Source organism: Candidatus Zixiibacteriota bacterium, assembly GCA_036397555.1.
Lineage (GTDB): Bacteria > Zixibacteria > MSB-5A5 > WJJR01 > WJJR01 > DATKYL01.
The window spans coordinates 61,794-79,872 of record DASWIS010000035.1 but is presented as its reverse complement, the minus strand read 5'-3'; the positions used below and the strand labels follow the sequence as shown (position 1 = coordinate 79,872).

Annotated in this window: 12 protein-coding genes; 9 read left to right on the top strand and 3 right to left on the bottom strand. The window is 61.8% G+C overall.

All coding sequences use genetic code 11. The features are described from left to right. The first annotated feature begins 104 nt into the window (after positions 1-104). Positions 105-2,366 (top strand): sigma 54-interacting transcriptional regulator, encoded by a 2,262-nt coding sequence (locus VGB22_10880; protein HEX9751771.1) that lies wholly within the window; start codon positions 105-107, stop codon positions 2,364-2,366. Between the two features lie 20 nt (positions 2,367-2,386). Here the strand turns inward: VGB22_10880 and VGB22_10875 are convergent, their stop codons facing one another. After that, positions 2,387-3,847 carry an MATE family efflux transporter gene (locus VGB22_10875; protein ID HEX9751770.1) on the bottom strand — a complete coding sequence of 487 codons (1,461 nt, stop codon included), beginning with the start codon at positions 3,845-3,847 and terminating at the stop codon, positions 2,387-2,389. A 62-nt stretch (positions 3,848-3,909) separates the two neighbouring features. Here VGB22_10875 and VGB22_10870 point away from each other — a divergent pair, with 62 nt between their 5' ends. From VGB22_10870 to VGB22_10855, 4 genes are all read left to right on the top strand, one after another. Next, positions 3,910-4,716, top strand: coding sequence for an RNA methyltransferase (locus VGB22_10870; protein HEX9751769.1), 807 nt, complete (start codon positions 3,910-3,912; stop codon positions 4,714-4,716). A gap of 212 nt (positions 4,717-4,928) precedes the next feature. After that, on the top strand, positions 4,929-5,879 hold the full coding sequence (locus tag VGB22_10865; protein HEX9751768.1) for a hypothetical protein: 951 nt from the start codon (positions 4,929-4,931) through the stop codon (positions 5,877-5,879). Positions 5,880-5,978: 99 nt separating this feature from the next. Continuing rightward, positions 5,979-8,432, top strand: a complete 2,454-nt coding sequence (sppA, locus tag VGB22_10860; protein HEX9751767.1) for a signal peptide peptidase SppA — start codon at positions 5,979-5,981, stop codon at positions 8,430-8,432. 80 nt (positions 8,433-8,512) lie between these two features. Then, on the top strand, positions 8,513-8,986 hold the full coding sequence (locus VGB22_10855) for an ACT domain-containing protein (GenBank protein ID HEX9751766.1): 474 nt from the start codon (positions 8,513-8,515) through the stop codon (positions 8,984-8,986). Between the two features lie 87 nt (positions 8,987-9,073). Here the strand turns inward: VGB22_10855 and VGB22_10850 are convergent, their stop codons facing one another. Next, the gene (locus tag VGB22_10850) at positions 9,074-9,313 is read right to left on the bottom strand and encodes a hypothetical protein (GenBank protein HEX9751765.1); all 240 of its coding nucleotides are present in this window, start codon (positions 9,311-9,313) and stop codon (positions 9,074-9,076) included. Between the two features lie 458 nt (positions 9,314-9,771). Between VGB22_10850 and VGB22_10845 the strand changes: the two genes are divergently transcribed. From VGB22_10845 to VGB22_10830, 4 genes are all read left to right on the top strand, one after another. Then, positions 9,772-11,136 carry a TolC family protein gene (locus VGB22_10845; protein ID HEX9751764.1) on the top strand — a complete coding sequence of 455 codons (1,365 nt, stop codon included), beginning with the start codon at positions 9,772-9,774 and terminating at the stop codon, positions 11,134-11,136. Positions 11,137-11,144: 8 nt separating this feature from the next. Then, entirely contained in the window at positions 11,145-13,196 is a 2,052-nt protein-coding gene (locus VGB22_10840; GenBank protein ID HEX9751763.1) for an efflux RND transporter periplasmic adaptor subunit, read from the top strand. Continuing rightward, positions 13,189-17,001 (top strand): efflux RND transporter permease subunit, encoded by a 3,813-nt coding sequence (locus tag VGB22_10835; protein HEX9751762.1) that lies wholly within the window; start codon positions 13,189-13,191, stop codon positions 16,999-17,001. The genes VGB22_10840 and VGB22_10835 overlap by 8 nt, the downstream gene beginning before the upstream one ends. Positions 17,002-17,081: 80 nt before the next feature. Beyond that, the gene (locus tag VGB22_10830) at positions 17,082-17,465 is read left to right on the top strand and encodes a hypothetical protein (protein HEX9751761.1); all 384 of its coding nucleotides are present in this window, start codon (positions 17,082-17,084) and stop codon (positions 17,463-17,465) included. A 182-nt stretch (positions 17,466-17,647) separates the two neighbouring features. Here VGB22_10830 and VGB22_10825 read toward each other — a convergent pair whose 3' ends face one another. After that, positions 17,648-18,022: a VOC family protein gene (locus VGB22_10825; GenBank protein ID HEX9751760.1), complete on the bottom strand. Its 375-nt coding sequence runs from the start codon at positions 18,020-18,022 to the stop codon at positions 17,648-17,650. Positions 18,023-18,079: the final 57 nt, after the last annotated feature.

The window sequence follows — 18,079 nt, the reverse complement described above, 5'->3', positions numbered from 1 at the left end:
TACTGGGGACGTTAACGATAGCGTATTGGCCAATACTAAATCCACCAATGCCATCATCCACACAGCACTCCTCGCGGCTCAGTTTCGGTAGGGGAGAGTAAGTCGTGAACAAGGTTGCCGGGGAAAGCGTACTGCTGCAAGCCGAAGCGTTGTTACGCCTTCGTGACTATGGCAGCGTACTGGCAATCCTGTCATCCTTCAAAACCGAAAGTAGTTCGGAGTTGCTTTGGGCCGATGCGCTGCGTGCGGAGTGCTTTGCGCTTACCGGTCGGCAAAGGGAAGCTCACTCGATTGCCGCGCGGATCATGCAGGCGACCGAGGCTACCGAAAAGCATGAGTTGTATGGCCGCGCATGCTTTGCGGCAGGGCTGGCAAGCTATCGGCAAGGAAAGTTTGAAAATGCCGGCGAGTATTTTGAAATGTCATACCATGCGCATCGTCGATGTGAAAGTCCTCTCGGCCGAGTGCGCTCGCTAAACTGGCTTGGCATTACTTATTTTTATCGCGCGAAGTTTGACCGAGCGCTCGAGTATTATTCGCGCGCGATGCCGGAGGCACGCTCTGCGGGGCTGCCACGTGAGGAACTGGCGGCGTCGATGAATGGGCTATTGGCGCTCATGTGGTCGGGTCGGCTGGCTGAAGCACGTGAACGTCTCCCGCTTGCCCGCAAACTTACACTCGCGAATCGCGACGAACTGAACGTGCTCCGCACCGAACTGATTGCCGCTTCACTCTACACGCATTTGCGCGAATTCAACGAAGCGAAGACGATTCTCGAGTCGCTGAACACATCGGTCTTCTATAAGGCCCACCAGCGCGAACAGGGCGCCTGGTGCGAGTATTCGGCCGAGCTGGCGCTGGCGACCGGCGATCCCGACAGTGCGGTTCGATACGCCGAGCGTGCGATACGGATTGCCACGACCGGCGACCGCGACGAATCGGTCGTCGGACAGGCGGGGCGTATCCTGACCGAGGCGCTGGTTGCCAAAGGCGACTACGCGCGGGCACAGACTGCCGGGGACGAGGCGCTGGCATGTCTCCAGCGGATCGGCGAACGAATCGAAGTCGCCATAGTGCAACGGGCGCTGGGCGACACCGCCTGCGCCCTCGGGCAGACCGACAGTGCGCGCGATCTGTACCGGGCATCAGTGGAGTTGTTGCGCACGATCGGCGCGCGCCTCGAGTTGGTCAAATCCTGTCTGCGCTATGCGCAGCCGCCGCTTTTGCCCGACCACGAGCGGCTGGCTGTTTTGTTCGAGGCGCAACGCCTCACGGAGGCCGTCGGCATCGGATACTGGCGTGATCAGGTGCGCGATGCGTTGGCCGGTTTAGTGTCGGTATCGGATTCGGGGTCCGATCAGGATGGCGAAGGCCCAATCGCGATGCGGCCGGATGAGGATTTCATCGCCGTCAGTCCCGCGATGAAACACGTCATGGAACTCGCCTCCGGCTGGGCATCGACCGATATGACCGTGCTCATCACCGGCGAGACCGGGGTCGGCAAAGATCGCCTCGCGAAAATCATCCACGATGCCGGCCCTCGCCGCGACCGACCGTTCGTCGCAATCGATCTGGCGACCTTGTCGCCGTCTTTGTGGGAAAGTGAACTTTTCGGCCACCGGCGCGGCGCATTCACCGGCGCCGGAAAGGATCATCAGGGATTGTTGCCGTCGGCCGACGGCGGGACAGTCTTCCTCAACGAAATCGGGAATCTGTCTTTGGAATCTCAGACCAAGCTTTTGGAGTTCCTCGAGACGCGCCAGGTACGCCCCGTGGGTGAAACGAGTCCGATCGCTCTGAATGTCCGCGTGATCGCCGCGACGAATCGCGATTTGCGGGTTGATGTCCAGTGCGGGAGCTTTCGCGAGGACCTCTACTATCGACTCGAACAGGCCCCGCTGACGATTCCGTCGTTGCGGGACCGGACCGAAGACATTCGTCCGCTGTTGGAGTACTACTTCGAACGCTTCGGGTTCCCCGCAGGATACCGCGCGATGCTCGAAGGGGCCGGTTGGTTCGTGCGTGCGCAGCGGTGCCGTTGGCCGGGAAACGTGCGCCGACTCCGCAATATCTGCGGACGCATGGCGGCACTGGCGCGTATCGGGCCGAGCTTCGATCCGGTCTTATGCGGCGACGATTTGCTTGAATGGCTCAACGATGGCGCCCGTGAGACCGTGTCCACGGTGACGGAGCGCGTGATGCCGCCGGGTCGCGAACAGATTCTCGCCGCCCTGCATCGGCACGACTGGAATCAGCGCGCCGCCGCGCGCGAACTTGGCATCTCCGAGGGCGGAGTCCGCTATCACATGCGCCGATTCGATATCCAACGCCCGATGTCTGCCGACGAAATCTCCCGCATTGCCTGAATCGCACTGCTGCTTATCGCTCATGTCGCCAAATCGCGTGTAGCAACCACGGGCGCAGGGGTGGGCGCACCGATTTTGTCCGCCAGACGGAAACTCATCGTCTTAAACTTGATCGCAATCACGCTGCCGCGGACCAGCCAGTCGGCGAACATCATCCACCAGACGCCCCACAGTCCGAAACCCAGGACATAGCCAAACAGGTACGCCAGCGGCAAGCGCACGAGCCACCCGCCCAACAGCGGCATCATCATCACCCAGCGCGTCTCACCGGCGCCGCGCAACGCGCCGGCCAAGGTCAGCGCCAAAGCCAAGGGCGCCTGAATGGCGGCGGCTACAACGCAGAAGTGCATACCCAGCCGAACGACTTCGGGATCGTCGGTAAACAGCCCGATCCACTGCCGTGCGAAGATCAGGAAGGACAGTCCCAACGCCGACATGAATCCCAGTGCGATCCATGTGGTCATCCAGCCCGCGCGTCTTGCCCCTTCGGGGTCTCCCGCGCCGAGACGCTGTCCGACCAGGGTTGTCGCCGCTTGCCCGAATCCGAGTGCCGGGAGAAACGACACCGCCTCCATGTCGACCCCGATGCGATGCGCGCCGATGGCGGCATAGCCGAATCCGGTGATCATGCGCAGGTAGAAACCCTGCATGCCGTTGACCAGGAGACGTTCCCCTGCGGTCGGACCGCCCAGCCGCCCAACCGCTTTGGCCGCGCCCAATGAGAGGTTGCGCAATCCGCCGCCCCAAAGGCCTCGTCGAATTGCCAAGACAGCGAGGACGATTGTCCCGGCCAGTTCCGAGATTCCCAGCCCCAGTGCAGCTCCCATGATACCAAGCTGGGGACAGCCGAACTCGCCGTAGATGAATACATACGAAACCACGACGTGCAGCGCGTTGACGCCGATCGTGACATACAGAGGCGTGCGCGCGTCCCCGGCGCCCTGGAAAATCGAGGAAAAGACGAAGAACAACCCTGAGAAAACGAAGAACGCGTAGTACAGATACAAGAACCGCATGCCCTCGCCGACGGTCGCTTGATCCGCGCCCATCCAGCGCAGGATCGTCGCGGACGCCGGCAGAAGCAGCGCCGCCACGGCGGCCGCGACCAATACCGAGAGCACAACGACGGCACGAGCAACTTTAAGGCGACGGTCCGGCTCGCGCGCGCCCGTGTGATACGCCACCAACACCTGTGCACCGACACCCAGTCCGCGCACGACCGCCATCGACAGGAAATACGGGATCTGCGCCATTCCGAGCGCGGCGAGCGGAATCTGACCGAGACGGCCCACGAACGCGGTGTCGACAATGGCTGCGCCACGCAACAGGAAGTTCGCTCCCGCAATGGGCCAGGCCAGTTTCCAAACTTCGGCGAAGAGTTGACGGCGGCTGGGGGTCAGGATCGACATGAAGCGGGCAAGTAAGAAGAATCGCCCCACGCGCACAACGGCACTTCCCCGGCAGTGCCCGTCCCTGGCCATGCGAGAGAATCGTGTTGCCGTTGCTGCGCCGTACCGTTTCCCTAAGTGCGTCAAGGAACGCCATGCCCAGTCAATGGCCGGACATCTCGCCGCGACGACTGACAGCGGTGCGCGAATTGTCGACGAAGAAAGGACGCCGTCGGCAAGGAGCCATCCTCCTCGAGGGAGTCCGCCTCGTCGGGGAGGCATTGACCGTGCGGTTGGATGTCGAATGCGTGCTGATTGCCGACGACGCTCAAGGGCATCGGGCCGCGGCGCAATTACCGCTGCAATCGCCGCATGTCAAAGATTCTGTCTTCATTGTCTCCCGCACCGTATTCGACAAGCTTGCCGACACGATCCATGCCGCCGGTATTGCGACCGTGGTCCGCTGGTCGCCGCCGAGTTGGCCACCGCAGGGCGATGTCGCATCCATTCGATCCGTTCTGGTGTGTGACAGAATCTCCGATCCGGGAAACCTGGGGACACTGATCCGCACCGCGGCGGGGCTTGGTGTCGATTGTGTCATCCTGCATCCCGACTGTGCCGAACTGACCAACCCCAAAACGCTCCGCGCCACGGCAGGGGCGGTCTTTCGCATTCCGGTGTACATTGATGTTCCGGCCAGAGTCGTCAGCGATTGGTTGAAGTCACGACAGCTTGATGTACTCGTCGCCGATGCGCACGCGGGCGCATCATCTTATGACGTCGGGCGGGCAGGTGGATGGGCACTGGTCATCGGCGGTGAAACCCAACCACTCGATCCGGTCTGGCGTGCGCCAGACGTGCGCCGTCTACGCATCCCCCTGGCGCGCGGCGTTGAATCGCTGAATGCCGGCGTCGCCGGTGCGCTGCTGTTGGATCGGCTGCGGAGACACGTCGAAACGTGAGAGATGCCCCAATAACAGTTGCAACTGCCGCAGACCGATTCCGTAACTTGACTCGGGCGTTGCCCACTATACGGGGCCGTATGCCAATGTCACTCGACCGACTGATGAAATGCGCGCTGGTGATGTGTATTCTGGGTCTATCGACCGGCATGCCTTCCCGCTGCGTACATGCTCAGGCGTCAAAAATCCAGAGCTTGGGTGGCGGACGTTTCATGACCGAGTGGCAGCAACGCCTGCCGATTGCCGGAGTCGATCGACTCCGGATTGCGGTTTCGCACAACCTCGGCGGGCAAATCGTGGTGGCCGTGACCAGCACGGATACGGCGCGCGTGAATGTGTCCAAAATCCTGAGGGCCGAATCACCAGCGGCGGCCGAAGTGTTCGACCGCGCGGTCAACGTGCGGCTTGAGCGCAACGGCAGCGATCTGCGGCTGAATTTCGACTCGCCGCCGGGTGCTCCCTGGGAAGGGACAGATTTCAGCGTGCGGTGCAATGTCGAAATCCTGCTGCCGCCCAATCTCGCCATCGACGTCGACGCACGTCATTTCGACTACGACTTTGAAGGTCCGTTGCGCGCGGTGAGCATCGACACCGAGTTCGGCCTGATCAAGCTGCGCGATGTGCGCGAAAAAGTCGATCTGCGCGGATCATTCACGCCGATTGAACTGACCCAGGTACGCGGCGCCATTTTCGCGCAGACCAGCTACGCGACGATCAAAGTCTCCGACGCCATCGCCGATCCCGAACGCGCCGCGCGATTTGTCAATGAGTCCGGCGCCATCGAGATCTCCGGTATCGCCGGGGCGTTTGTCGTCGAAAGTTCCGGGTTCATCAAAATCGACGATGCCGTTTTGGTCGGGGCGGCCTCGCGGCTGAACAGCCGGCGCGCGCCGGTCGAATTGGGGATCACTGAATTCTCCGGCGCGCAGCTTAAGATCGCCTCCGACCTCGGCCCGGTCTCCGTAACCTTGCCATCGGCCGTCTCGGCTCGGTTTCAGATGAGCGTTGGCGAGGGCGGCTCGATTCGCACACGCGGCGTCGAACTGCAAACCCACAAACACCTGTTAAGCAGCGGTCGCATCGAAGGAACTGCCGGACGCGGCGAGGGGGTCGTCGATATCGAGGTGACCGGTCGCGGGATGATCAATGTGTCCGGCATCTGATTCGGGCAGGTTGCCGCACCCGGTCGATAGCGGGCCGGTGCCACGGTCCAGGGGTCAGGGGGGGCAACAATCTGCCGATTTCATTCACGGGAGGGTGTCATGTCCAGTCTCAAGCGTCCGGCGCGCGTCATCGTCGCCGTTTGTACGGTTGTCTCGTTCTCCATCTGCGGCGCGGCTGCGCAGGGGGGGCAAACCTTCCCGCGCGACAACATGCTGCTGCCGTACACACCGGCCGCGATGGCCGAGGGACCGTCGGCGATGCGTTTCAATCCCGCCGCGCTCAGTGTCCAAAACGGCATGGCGCTCAATTATTACCACGGCTATACCGATACAGACTTTCCGCCGGACATGACCGGTGATGACGCCCTGTATTTTTCCGCCGAAGGATTCGGGATGAGCGTCGAGTGGCTCGGCGCCGGGGTGTTCGCCGATGGACGGGCGTACTCCGCCGGTTTTTCCAGCGGTGCGCGCTCGGCGCTGCGCTGGGGGACATCGTATCAGTGGCGGTCCTCGGATGATCCGGTGCAGAACAAGTCGCACTTCTGGACACACGGTGCTTTATATCAGCCCACCGACTGGCTGTCGTTGGCGGCCGTCGTGCACAACCACAATCGCATGAAGGTCGATGGGATCCGTAGCGATGCCGAGTTCGTCTATTCGGCGGCGGTGCAGATGCTCGATGGCTCACTCCGCGTCGGCGGCGACTGGATGCAGACCACATCGCAACGGGTCGCCGACGGGACCTACCGCCTGGCGGCGAGTTGGGAGGCATCCGATGGTCTGACCATGTTTGCCGATATCGATGAAAACGAAAACTATTCGTTGGGCGGGCGACTGAATCTCACGCAACTGATCGCCGGGATGCAGGCGTCATTCGACAACAAGCAGGGACATCAGGCCGGGGTCATGTATGCGGGACTGCATGAGGCGCGGCGTCGGCCGTTTGTGCGGGTCGAGCGCGAAGTGGTCATGCTCGACATCGGCGGGACCGTGCCCGACCGCAAACCGCCGCGCCAGTTGTTCGGACGATCCGAGGCCACGACATTGGATTGGTTGACACTGCTGGAGCGCGCTGCCGCCGATCCGGTCGTCGGGGCGGTGGTCATCACGCTCGATGATCCTGAAATGGGGTGGGCGCGGCTGGATGAAGTTCGGCACGGCATCGCGCGCCTGCGTGATGCGGGCAAGTACACGGTCGTGTACGTCAACGGCCGCATCGGCAACGGTGAATACTATGTCGCCAGCGCGGCTGACCTGATCGTGGCCGGGGCCGTGTCGTCGGTCGAATTGGTCGGACTGCGCGCCGAGGTGACCTTCGCACGGCGTCTGCTCGACAAGCTCGGGATCACCGCCGACTTCGAACGGGTCGGAGACTATAAAACCGCATCCGACTTTCTGACACGCACATCGATGTCCGAGGAGCACCGTGAGACGGTCAACCGTCTGCTCGACGACTTCGATACGGCACTGGTCGACGGTGTCGCGGCCGGGCGCGGGGTGACCCCGGATGTCGTGCGCGGCTGGATTGCACACGGGCCCTATGTCTCCATCGATGCCCAGGACGCCGGCATGCTCGATCGCATCGCTTATCCCGATGAACTGCGGGAAATCGTCAGTGACGAGATCGGCCGGGTGTCCCGGTGGGTCGACGGCCGCGAATTTGCCGGTCGAGTTTATTACGATTCGGAATGGGGCGATCCGCCGCGTGTGGCGGTGATCTTTGCCGAGGGATCGATCCGCGACGGTAAGGATCGCAGCGACTGGACCGGAGGGGTCATGGGCTCCGAGTCGGTCGGCCGTGCGATCCGGCAAGCGCGCGAAGATCAGACTGTCGATGCGATCGTGCTGCGAGTCAATTCCGGAGGCGGGGAGATCGTCGCATCGGATGCGATCTGGCGCGAAATGCAGCGCACGGTCGGACGCAAACCGCTCATCGTCTCGTTCGCAGACGTCGCCGCGTCCGGCGGATACTATATCGCCTGCCTCGCCGACTCGATCTTTGCCATGCCCAACACGATCACCGGCTCCATCGGCGTGCTGTACGGCAAGCTCGATCTGTCGGGGCTGTATGACAAAGTCGGGTTGGATCGCGAAGTCGTCACCCGCGGCCGTTACGCCAATCTGTTCGGCAGCTCACAGACTTTCGATGACGAAGAACGCGCCGTGGTTCGCGAGTACACTGAACGCGCATATGAGCGTTTTATCGAGGTGGTGGCCGAAGGGCGCGGTCTCCCGGTCGATTCGGTCGATGCCATCGGGCAGGGACGCGTCTGGTCGGGGACGGCAGCCCAGCGGTTGGGATTGGTCGATCGATTTGCCGATCTGCACGACGCCATCACTGCGGCGGCGCGGATGGCGGGTGTCCGTCCCGGCCAGTCTGTTGCCGTCGAGGTCCTTCCCGATCCGGAATGGCGGCTGTTTTCCTTATCCGGCATGGGACTGACCGGAATCGATCTGACCGGAAATGCGCTGGCATCGCTGGCGACGCGCGCTCTCGGTCTCAGCAACGACGACACCGCGTATGAGATGCCATTTACCATCACGATCCGTTAGCCGGACTTGGATTGCATGTTTTGGAAACGTGCCCTATTTTGAATGGGTGCAACGCACGACAATCCGAAAGTGACGTCATTATGAGCGCAGTCAGCATCGAGACCGATTCGAACATCTGTAAGTTCACACTGCACGGCGTACCTGACCGTCCGGGAATGGCCGCCGAAGTCTTCGGCCGGCTGGGTATTGCGGGAGTCTGCGTGCATATGATGGCGGCAGCCGGCGCGGAAGCCGGCAGAACCGATATTTCCCTGACCGTTGCGGGGCGCGACGGCACGAAGGTTTCCGCCGTTTTGAAGGAGATCGCACAAGAGATGCAGGCCGGGCCGGTCGGACGGCGCGACGACGTCGTCGCGGTCAGTCTGGTCGCCGATGAACTCGACCATCAGCCCGGAGTCGCCGGGCGCATGTTCCGTACACTGTCGGCTCAGGGGATCAACATCGACATGATCTCCGCGACCAACACTGCGGTCACCTGCCTGGTCGACGCCCGTTTTCTCAAGAATGCGACCGAGGCGCTTGAGAAGGACTTTAAGGCAGAGACAGTTCCGTAGTTTCGTCCTCTGGGCCCTTGCGCAACAAGGGCTTAGATGGGCATGGAACAGATTATGAAGGAGTTGTGTTCTGTTCCGATGGATTAGTTAGTGACAGCAAATCAACCGCGTTCCACCAGGTTTTGTCTGGACAGCAACTGAGTCAGAAAGCATGCACGGAAACTTCCGCTCGCTGATCGTCTTGGTGCTGGTATTTGCTTCCAGCGTCGCGCCGGCGCGTATCTGGTACCAGTGCACGATGATGCAGACCACCGATACGAAGCCCTGCTGCTGCTGCGTCGCCGAACAGATACCGGGCTGTTGCGCAAACAAGACGGAAACGGCCACGGCAGAGTCGGATCAAGCGGCCTGTGTCCAGAGTGAATCGGAAACGGCCCTCTCAACGAGCGTGTGCTGCCTCAGAGTCTTCCAGTCCACGATGCCCCCGAGCGCGAACCGGGTCGAAACGGCCGGTCGTGCGGGCGATCTGAGTTCTGCAGGCGCGGATGTTCCGTGTGTGACGCCCGTCGTTCCAATTGTGACTCTCACTGAAGTGAACAGACTTGTTCAAAGCACATCAGCTCCACCATTCACCTGTCCTATCTTCATTGCCATCGGTTCGCTCCGCTGCTGATCTTCTGACATAGCGACGCGTAGTTTTGCCCCCGGGCACGAAGCCCTGTGCCTCGTTGTCGGAGGCTGTGGCCGTCACGCACGCGCGTCCGATTGTTGACACGGACCCCGTGCTCAATGTGAAAGAAGAGACCATGTCGGAATCACATCGAACCTTTACGGCGGTATCTCACGTGTGCCGATGGCGAACGCCATCGGTGGTCGCATCGCTGGGAGCGGTTGCTTTCCTGGCGTCCTCCTGTGCCGGCAGTGGGTATGGGGAACTGCGCGACGAACTGGCCTCCGCACGGCCGAAAGCCGTCGCGGTTGCCCAAACCCCGGCGACCGCACCCGATGCTCTGCCGGAGTCGGCGGACCTCTACGATCTGCTGCGATACGCGCGCGATCATAATCCCGGTGCCGTTGCCGCGTATCATCGCTGGCATGCGTCCACTGAACGCGTCCCCCAGGAACGCGCGCTGCCCGATCCGCAACTTCTATTGGAACAAATCGACGTCAGCGTCGGACCCCGTCCGCGCGAGATCGAAGTCTCGCAGATGGTGCCGTGGTTCGGCACGCTCGGCCTCAGAGGGCAGGTGGCGGCGCACGAGGCGCGCGCAGCGCGCGAAGGATTCCATGCCCTGCTTGATATGCTCTACTATAACGTCGTGGATACCTATGTCGAATACTACTACGTGTCGCAGTCGGCTGACATCACGCAGGCACTGATCGAGTTGATGGCCGATGCCGAGGCGGTGGCGCAGGCGCGGTATCGCGACGGCAGCGGGTCGTTCGCGGATGTCATTCGCGCGCAACTTGAGCAGGACCGTCTCGATAACGAGTTGATTTCGCTGCAATCGGAGACGCGGCCGATCCGCGCACGACTGAACGCCGCTCTCTCGCGGCCGGCCGACGCGTCTCTTGCCGCGCCCAGGGAATTGCCGGCGGAGTCACTCGCCCTGTCGGACGATGAGGTGTTGGCGTCGGCCGCGTCCGGCAACCCCCGTTTACTCGCGCTCGACGAAATGGTCGCGCGGGAGGAACGCGCGGCATCGGTCGCGGCGCGGCGTTATCTCCCGGATTTGATGTTCGGGATCACCTACATGGACCGCGATCAATCCGCATCGGCACACGACGCGGTCGGGGCTGACGATGATGTCATGGCCATGGTGGGATTGAACATCCCGATCTGGTGGGGTTCCTACAACGCCGGACGGCGGGAGGCGCAGGCGCGACGGCGAGCCGCAGAGGCGGAACGGCACGACCAGGAAAACGTGCTGTCCGCCGAGTGCGCCCGTGTACTGTTTGCTTATCACGACGCCGAACGAAGGGTCGCGCTGTATCGCGACGAGCTGATTCCGCGCGCGACCGAGGCGCTCAACGCCGCGCGCGCGGGCTTTGCAGCCGGCGATGTCGATTTTTCCGGTTTTCTCGATACCGAACGCCTGCTGCTGGACTTTCAGCTCTCCCTGGATCGCTCACGCGCGGACCGTCTGTCGCGCCTGGCGCAATTGCGAATGCTCATCGGCGGCGCCTTCGAAGCGTCCGCGGATTGGTGAGGTGTCAGATGACAGATCACGCCCAACATGAAAATCATCGGTCCGCCGGACGGCTGGGATGGTGGATATCGGCAAGACGGCAGCCGTTTTTCTGGGCCATCCTCGCGATGCTGCTCGTCGCCGGGTATCTGCTGCGCGGAGGCAGTGAGCGGTCGCATGGGCTCGAAGACGATGCCGCCGCATCGGCGCCAACATCGATGTGGACCTGTTCGATGCACCCGCAGATTCAATTGCCGGAACCGGGCCGGTGCCCGATTTGCTTTATGGATTTGATTCCTGTCCCACAGGGCGGTGGTGCCGATGATGGCCCCCGAGTGTTGACGGTTTCCGAAAGTGCACGTGCATTGGCGCAAATCGTCACTACCCCGGTCCGACGGGGCTGGGCGCACGCCACTGTGCGCCTCGTCGGCAAGGTTGACTACGATGAAACCCGCGTCGCCGACATCGTCGCACTCGTGCCCGGTCGCCTGTCGCGGCTGTATGTCGATTACACAGGAATTCGGGTTCGCAAAGGCGAGCATATGATCGAGATCGACAGCCCCGGTTTGTATGCCGCGCAGGAAGAGTTGCTCCAGGCCGTGGCGCGGTCGAAGCAGGTCACCGACGTGGCAACCGGACGCGCGGCCGATCAGGCGACCGAACTGGTCGAATCGGCACGCGAGAAGCTGCGTCGCTGGGGATTGCTGGATGAACAGATGCGACAGATCGAAGCACGCGGCACACCGTCGGACTTGCTGACGATCTACGCCCCCATCAGCGGCGTGGTCATCGACAAGCGGGCGCTGGAGGGCACGTACGTCATGGTCGGCAACCCGATCTACCGTATCGCCGATCTGACGACCGTCTGGGTCATGCTGGAGGCGTATGAATCCGATCTGCCGTGGCTCCGCTACGGCCAACAAGTCACGATCACGAGCGCGGCGTTGCCGGGCGAAGTAGTGACGGGCCGCATCGTCTTCATCGATCCGATTCTGGACCCGATGACGCGCACCGTCAGGGTCCGTGTCAATGTTCCCAACTCCGACTACAAGCTCAAACCGGGGATGTTTGTTCGCGGTGTCGTCGAAGCCGACATCGCGACCTCGGGATTAGTGCTCGACCGATCATTGGCCGACAAGTGGATGTGTCCCATGCACCCGGAAGTCGTTTCAACGGCGTCGGGTGCATGCAGCATTTGCGGTATGCCATTGGAACGCGCAACGTCGCTGGGTTACGCCAGCATATCCAAAGACACCTTGACACCGCCCCTCGTTATTCCCGCATCGGCGCCGCTGATTACCGGACAACGGGCGGTGGTGTATGTCAAACTCCCGGATCGTTCCGCGCCGACTTATGAAGGCCGTGAAGTCATACTTGGACCGCGCGCGGGCGACGAGTACATCGTCGTTTCGGGTTTGTCCGAAGGCGAAGAAGTCGTCGTCAACGGGGCCTTCAAGATCGACAGCGAGCTGCAGATCCGCGCCAAGCCCAGCATGATGTCGCCACAGGGCGGCGCCATGCCTGCGGGACACTTGCACGATGGGATGGACCGTCAAGATCACCGAGCGGAATCCACGCCGGGTCACCCTCAACGGGTGTCCGGGCTGTCGGCGGCGTTTCTTGAGGCGTTGGGAACGGTCTATGACAGCTACTTCAATCTCGCCGAGTCGCTGGCCGCCGATGACAACGAAACCGCGCGCAGAGCGATGAGCACTCTGGCCAATTCGGTGTTTTCGATCTCATCGAGCAGCAGGCCGGAAGCAACTTCCGAGCCATGGGCGACCGTCTCCAATCGGCTGATTCGAACGGCCGGGCGAGATTTTGAAGCGGACGACTGGAATTCGCTGCGTGCGGCATTCGACACGGTTTCTGCGGCAATGATCGAATGCGACTACCGTTTCGGCCACACCGATTCCTTGCGGCACTATGTCACCTTCTGCCCGATGGCGTTCAACAATCGCGGCGCGTCGTGGCTGGCGAAGACCGAAGCCGTTTTCAATCCGTACTTCGGCCAGGCGATGCTCAAGTGCGGCAAAGTGACTGATCGCATCGCCGGCAGCATGGAGGCGTCGGATGAATGAAAACGCCACCCATGACACCGCGGTCTCGCTGATCGACCGGGTGATCCGCTATTGTCTCTACAACAAACTGATCGTGGTCCTGATCACCGCGGCAGTAGTGGCCTGGGGAGTGATGGTGGCCCCATTCGACTGGCAGCTCGGCGGGTTGCCGCGCGACCCGGTTCCGGTCGATGCCATCCCCGACATCGGCGAGAATCAGCAAATCGTTTTCACGGATTGGAAGGGGCGGTCGCCGCAGGACATCGAGGATCAGATCACCTACCCGCTGACGGTCGCGCTGCTGGGCGTACCGAGCGTCAAGACGATTCGCAGTTTCTCGATGTTCGGATTCTCGAGCATCTACATCATCTTCAAGGAGGATGCCGAGTTCTACTGGACGCGTTCGCGCGTTCTCGAGCGCCTCAACAGTCTGCCGTCCGGGACCCTGCCTGAGGGTGTGCAGCCGATGCTCGGTCCCGATGCAACGGCGCTGGGTCAGGTCTTTTGGTACACGCTGGAAGGACGTGATCCGCAAGGGAATCCGACCGGCGGTTGGGATCTGCATGAGCTGCGCACGATCCAGGACTGGCAGGTGCGCTTCTCGTTGGCATCGGCCGATGGCATTGCCGAAGTCGCCTCGGTCGGCGGGTTTGTGCAGGAATACCAGATCGATGTCGATCCCGATGCCTTGCGCGCACACGACGTCTCGCTGCCGATGGTGTATGACGCGGTACGCAACTCCAACATCGATGTCGGGGCGCGCACGATTGAAATCAACAGCGTCGAGTTTGTCATACGTGGCGTCGGTTTCATCAAGAGTGTCGCCGACCTCGAAGAGGCCGTGGTCAAGGTCAGCGGTCATGTGCCGCTGCGCATTCGCGATGTGGCCACGGTCGGCCTGGGGCCGGCCCTACGGCGCGGTGTCCTGGATAAGGAAGGCGTCGAGGCGGTTGGCGGGGTGGTCGTCGTCCGCTACGGCGAAAACCCGCTGGCGGCGATCAAAAACGTCAAGGCGCGCATCGCCGAGATTGCGCCCGGATTGCCGCAAAAGACGCTGCCCGACGGCACCATTTCCAAGGTCACGATCGTGCCGTTCTATGACCGCACGGGGTTGATCTACGAGACGCTCGGCACGCTCAACACCGCCATCGTCGATGAAATCCTCATCACGATCATCGTCGTGCTGGTCATGGTCATGCACCTGCGCAGTTCGGCGCTGATCTCGGCGATGCTTCCGCTGACGGTGCTGGGCGCTTTTATCGGGATGCGGTACCTGAGGGTCGACGCCAATATCGTGGCGCTCTCGGGTATTGCCATTGCCATCGGCACGATCGTCGACATGGGGATCGTCATCACCGAAAACATACTCAAGCATCTCGATGCGGCGCGGCCGGAGGACAACCGTCTCACAGTGGTCTACCGCGCCTCCTCGGAGGTCGGGGGGGCTGTCCTGACCGCCGTCGCCACGACGGTTGTCGGTTTTCTGCCGGTGTTCATGCTGACCGGCGCCGAGGGAAAGCTGTTCAAGCCGCTGGCGTACACGAAGACCTTCGCGCTGATCGCATCGATCATCATCGCACTGACCATTATCCCCGCCATGGCGCATTCGCTCTTTACATCGACAGTGCGACAACGCCTGCGTTCTTGGCTCAATGGCGGACTGATCGTGGCCGGTGTCCTCACCGCGGTTTTGGTGTCGTTCTGGGTCGGGCTGGCGCTGGTACTCTTCGGCGCATTCTACCTCGTGCGATCGCGTCTGCCGCAACACGTCGCGGCAAAGGCGCCCTCATTCGCCAACTATCTCGTTGTGGGTGTCGTCGCCATTCTGCTGGCGATGCACTGGCTTCCATTGGGACCGGATCATGGCGCGATCCCCAACCTGCTGTTTACCCTGATTGTCATCGGCGTGCTGCTGTTTGCGATCGACCGATTTCGGCGGCACTACGAGCCGCTCTTGCGCTGGTGTCTCGCCCACAAGTCCGCATTCCTTGCGATTCCTGTCGCGTTGATGCTCCTGGGCGGCGTGATCTGGATCGGGTTTGATGGCGTCTTCGGTTTCATACCCGACGGCCTCGGAGCGATCGGGATTCCTCAGCGCTGGACACGAGGCAATGTCGTTTGGCGGGCAGCAGCGCATGCGTTCCCGGGACTGGGGCAGGAGTTCATGCCGCCCCTCGATGAGGGGTCATTTCTCTACATGCCCACGACGATGCCTCACGCATCCATCGGCGAGTCGTATGACGCGCTACGCATGCAGGACCTGGCGATCCGCGCCATTCCCGAAGTCGAGTCGGTCGTCGGCAAGATCGGTCGCGTAGAAAGCCCGCTGGACCCGGCACCCATCTCGATGGTGGAGACGGTAATCAATTATAAGCCGGAATACGTCGTAGACGCCAACGGTCGGCGGCTGCGTTTTCGGTATGACGACGAAACCGAAGAATTCGTGCGCGATGCCGACGGCCAACTGATCCCCGACCCAGATGGGAAACCGTATCGCAATTGGCGCGACCATATCCGTTCGCCCGACGATATCTGGGATGAAATCGTGGCGGCGGCCCAGATGCTCGGGTCTACGTCGGCCCCGCAACTGCAGCCGATCGCCACACGGCTCGTCATGCTCCAGACCGGGATGCGCGCGCCGATGGGCGTCAAGGTGTACGGCCCCGACCTGGAGACGGTCTCGGCAGTCGGGTTGCAACTGGAGGAACTGCTCAAACAGGTGCCGTCGGTCCGGCCGGCCACGGTCGTGGCGGACCGTATTGTCGGCAAGCCATACCTGGAAATCCTCCCGGACCGTCCCGCCATTGCGCGATACGGGCTGAGCGTGCGCGATGTCATGAACGTCATCGAGACGGCGGTCGGCGGCGAACCCCTGACCATGACGGTCGAAGGGCGCGAACGCTACCCGGTACGCGTGCGGTACCAGCGCGAGCGGCGCGGGGACATCGACAATCTGCGCCGGATCATACTGGCCGGCACAGAGGGGGCACAGATACCCTTGGGCGAGGTCGCCGAGATTCGCTACGTCCGCGGTCCGGACATGATCAAAAGCGAAGACACCTTCCTGACCGGGTATGTCGTTTTCGACAAGCAGCCGCAGTTTGCCGAAGTCGACGTGGTCGAGCAGTGCCGGCGCTACCTCGAGGAAAAACAGGCATCCGGCGAATTCGTTCTGCCCGCCGGCGTCAGCTATCGGTTCACGGGCAGCTATGAAAACCAGGTGCGATCGGCGAAGACGCTCGCCGTCGTGATCCCGCTGGCGCTGTTCATCATCTTCCTGATCCTGTATTTTCAGTTCCATCGGGTTTCGACCTCGTTGCTGGTGTTCTCCGGTATCCTCGTCGCCTGGAGCGGCGGGTTCATCCTGATCTGGTTGTATGGGCAATCGTGGTTTCTGGATTTCAGTCTGTTCGGCGTGGAGCTGCGCCAACTGTTTCAGATCCACACGATCAACCTGTCCGTTGCGGTCTGGGTCGGGTTCCTGGCGCTCTTTGGGATCGCCTCCGACGACGGCGTGATCATGGCGACGTACCTGGATCAGTCGTTCACCGAACAAAAGCCCGCATCGGTCGAAGCGATCCACGAGGCGACCGTGCAGGCCGGGCTGCGCCGTGTACGGCCGTGCCTGATGACCACCGCCACGACCATCCTTGCGCTGCTGCCGGTGCTGACCTCGACCGGGCGCGGCTCCGATGTCATGGTGCCGATGGCGATCCCGTCCTTCGGCGGAATGACGCTGGAGCTGATCACGATGTTTGTCGTGCCGACGATTTACTGCGCGCTGGCGGAACGGCGGCTGAAGCGATCCCGGGCGGCCGCTGTCTGAGACCACACCTGAACTTGAGAATTGATGAACCGGACCAGATGCTGTTGATTAATAGCAAACCCACACTGGGAGGATTAGCGATGGGCAAGTACCTCAGACTCATTCCGGCAACGTCGACATTGGCCGGACTCGTTGTGCTTCTCGGCTGCGGCGGTGAACAGCAATCGCAAACTCAAACCCCGCCCGCGGCGCAACCGGCAGCGACCGCGCAGGCGTATCCGATCGATTGGTGCGTCGTCTCCGGCGAGAAACTCGGAAGCATGGGTGACCCCGTGGAGAAAGTCTACAACGGCCGCACCATCAAGTTTTGCTGTGCGCATTGCGTCGAAACGTTTGAGGCCGATCAGGCCCGATACATCGCGCGAGTCGACTCCGCCGCGGCCGGACAGATCATGCCCCCCGGTCAGATCGAAGAGCACGATCATGACCACGACGGGCACGAAGGCCACGATCACGGCGCGTGACACGCAGTGCATTCGACAATCTGTAACGGTCATTCCGAGTCCCCGATCACGCACGAAGCGCGGGATCGTGGGCGAGGAATCTCCAATTCCCGTGCCGTATGTTTTGGAGATTCTACGTCCTTCGCCCCACGGAGCGGGGCTCAGTCCCTGGAATGACCGCTGATTGTCCGAGCGCCTCTGTTCTACGACAAGCTCTGGTACAGCATTAGCGTGTGGCCATCGGGATCATAGAAGGTCGCCAGCTTGACCATGCCTTCGATCGTCCGCGTTGGGCCATCGAAGCGCACCTGCTGACCCTCGAGGGTCTTGCGCGCGACCTCAATGTCTTTGACGCCGAACGTCAATACCGCGCCGCCTTTGACCTCGGGCTTTTCGACTTGCGACAGCCCGACATTGACGCGCGCGACCGATGAGGCCAGCTCGCACCAGCCCATCTCGTCCATCGCGTAGAGGAGTTTGAAACCCATGACGTTCTCGTACCAGCGAATCGACGCCTGCATGTCTTTGACGTCGTAGGCGCAGGTGAGGCCGCCGTCGTAGTTGAGTGATTCCGTCATAGCGTGCTCCTTTCGGGGTTGGTCGAGCGATACGAAAAGTATACTTGCTTTATTTCC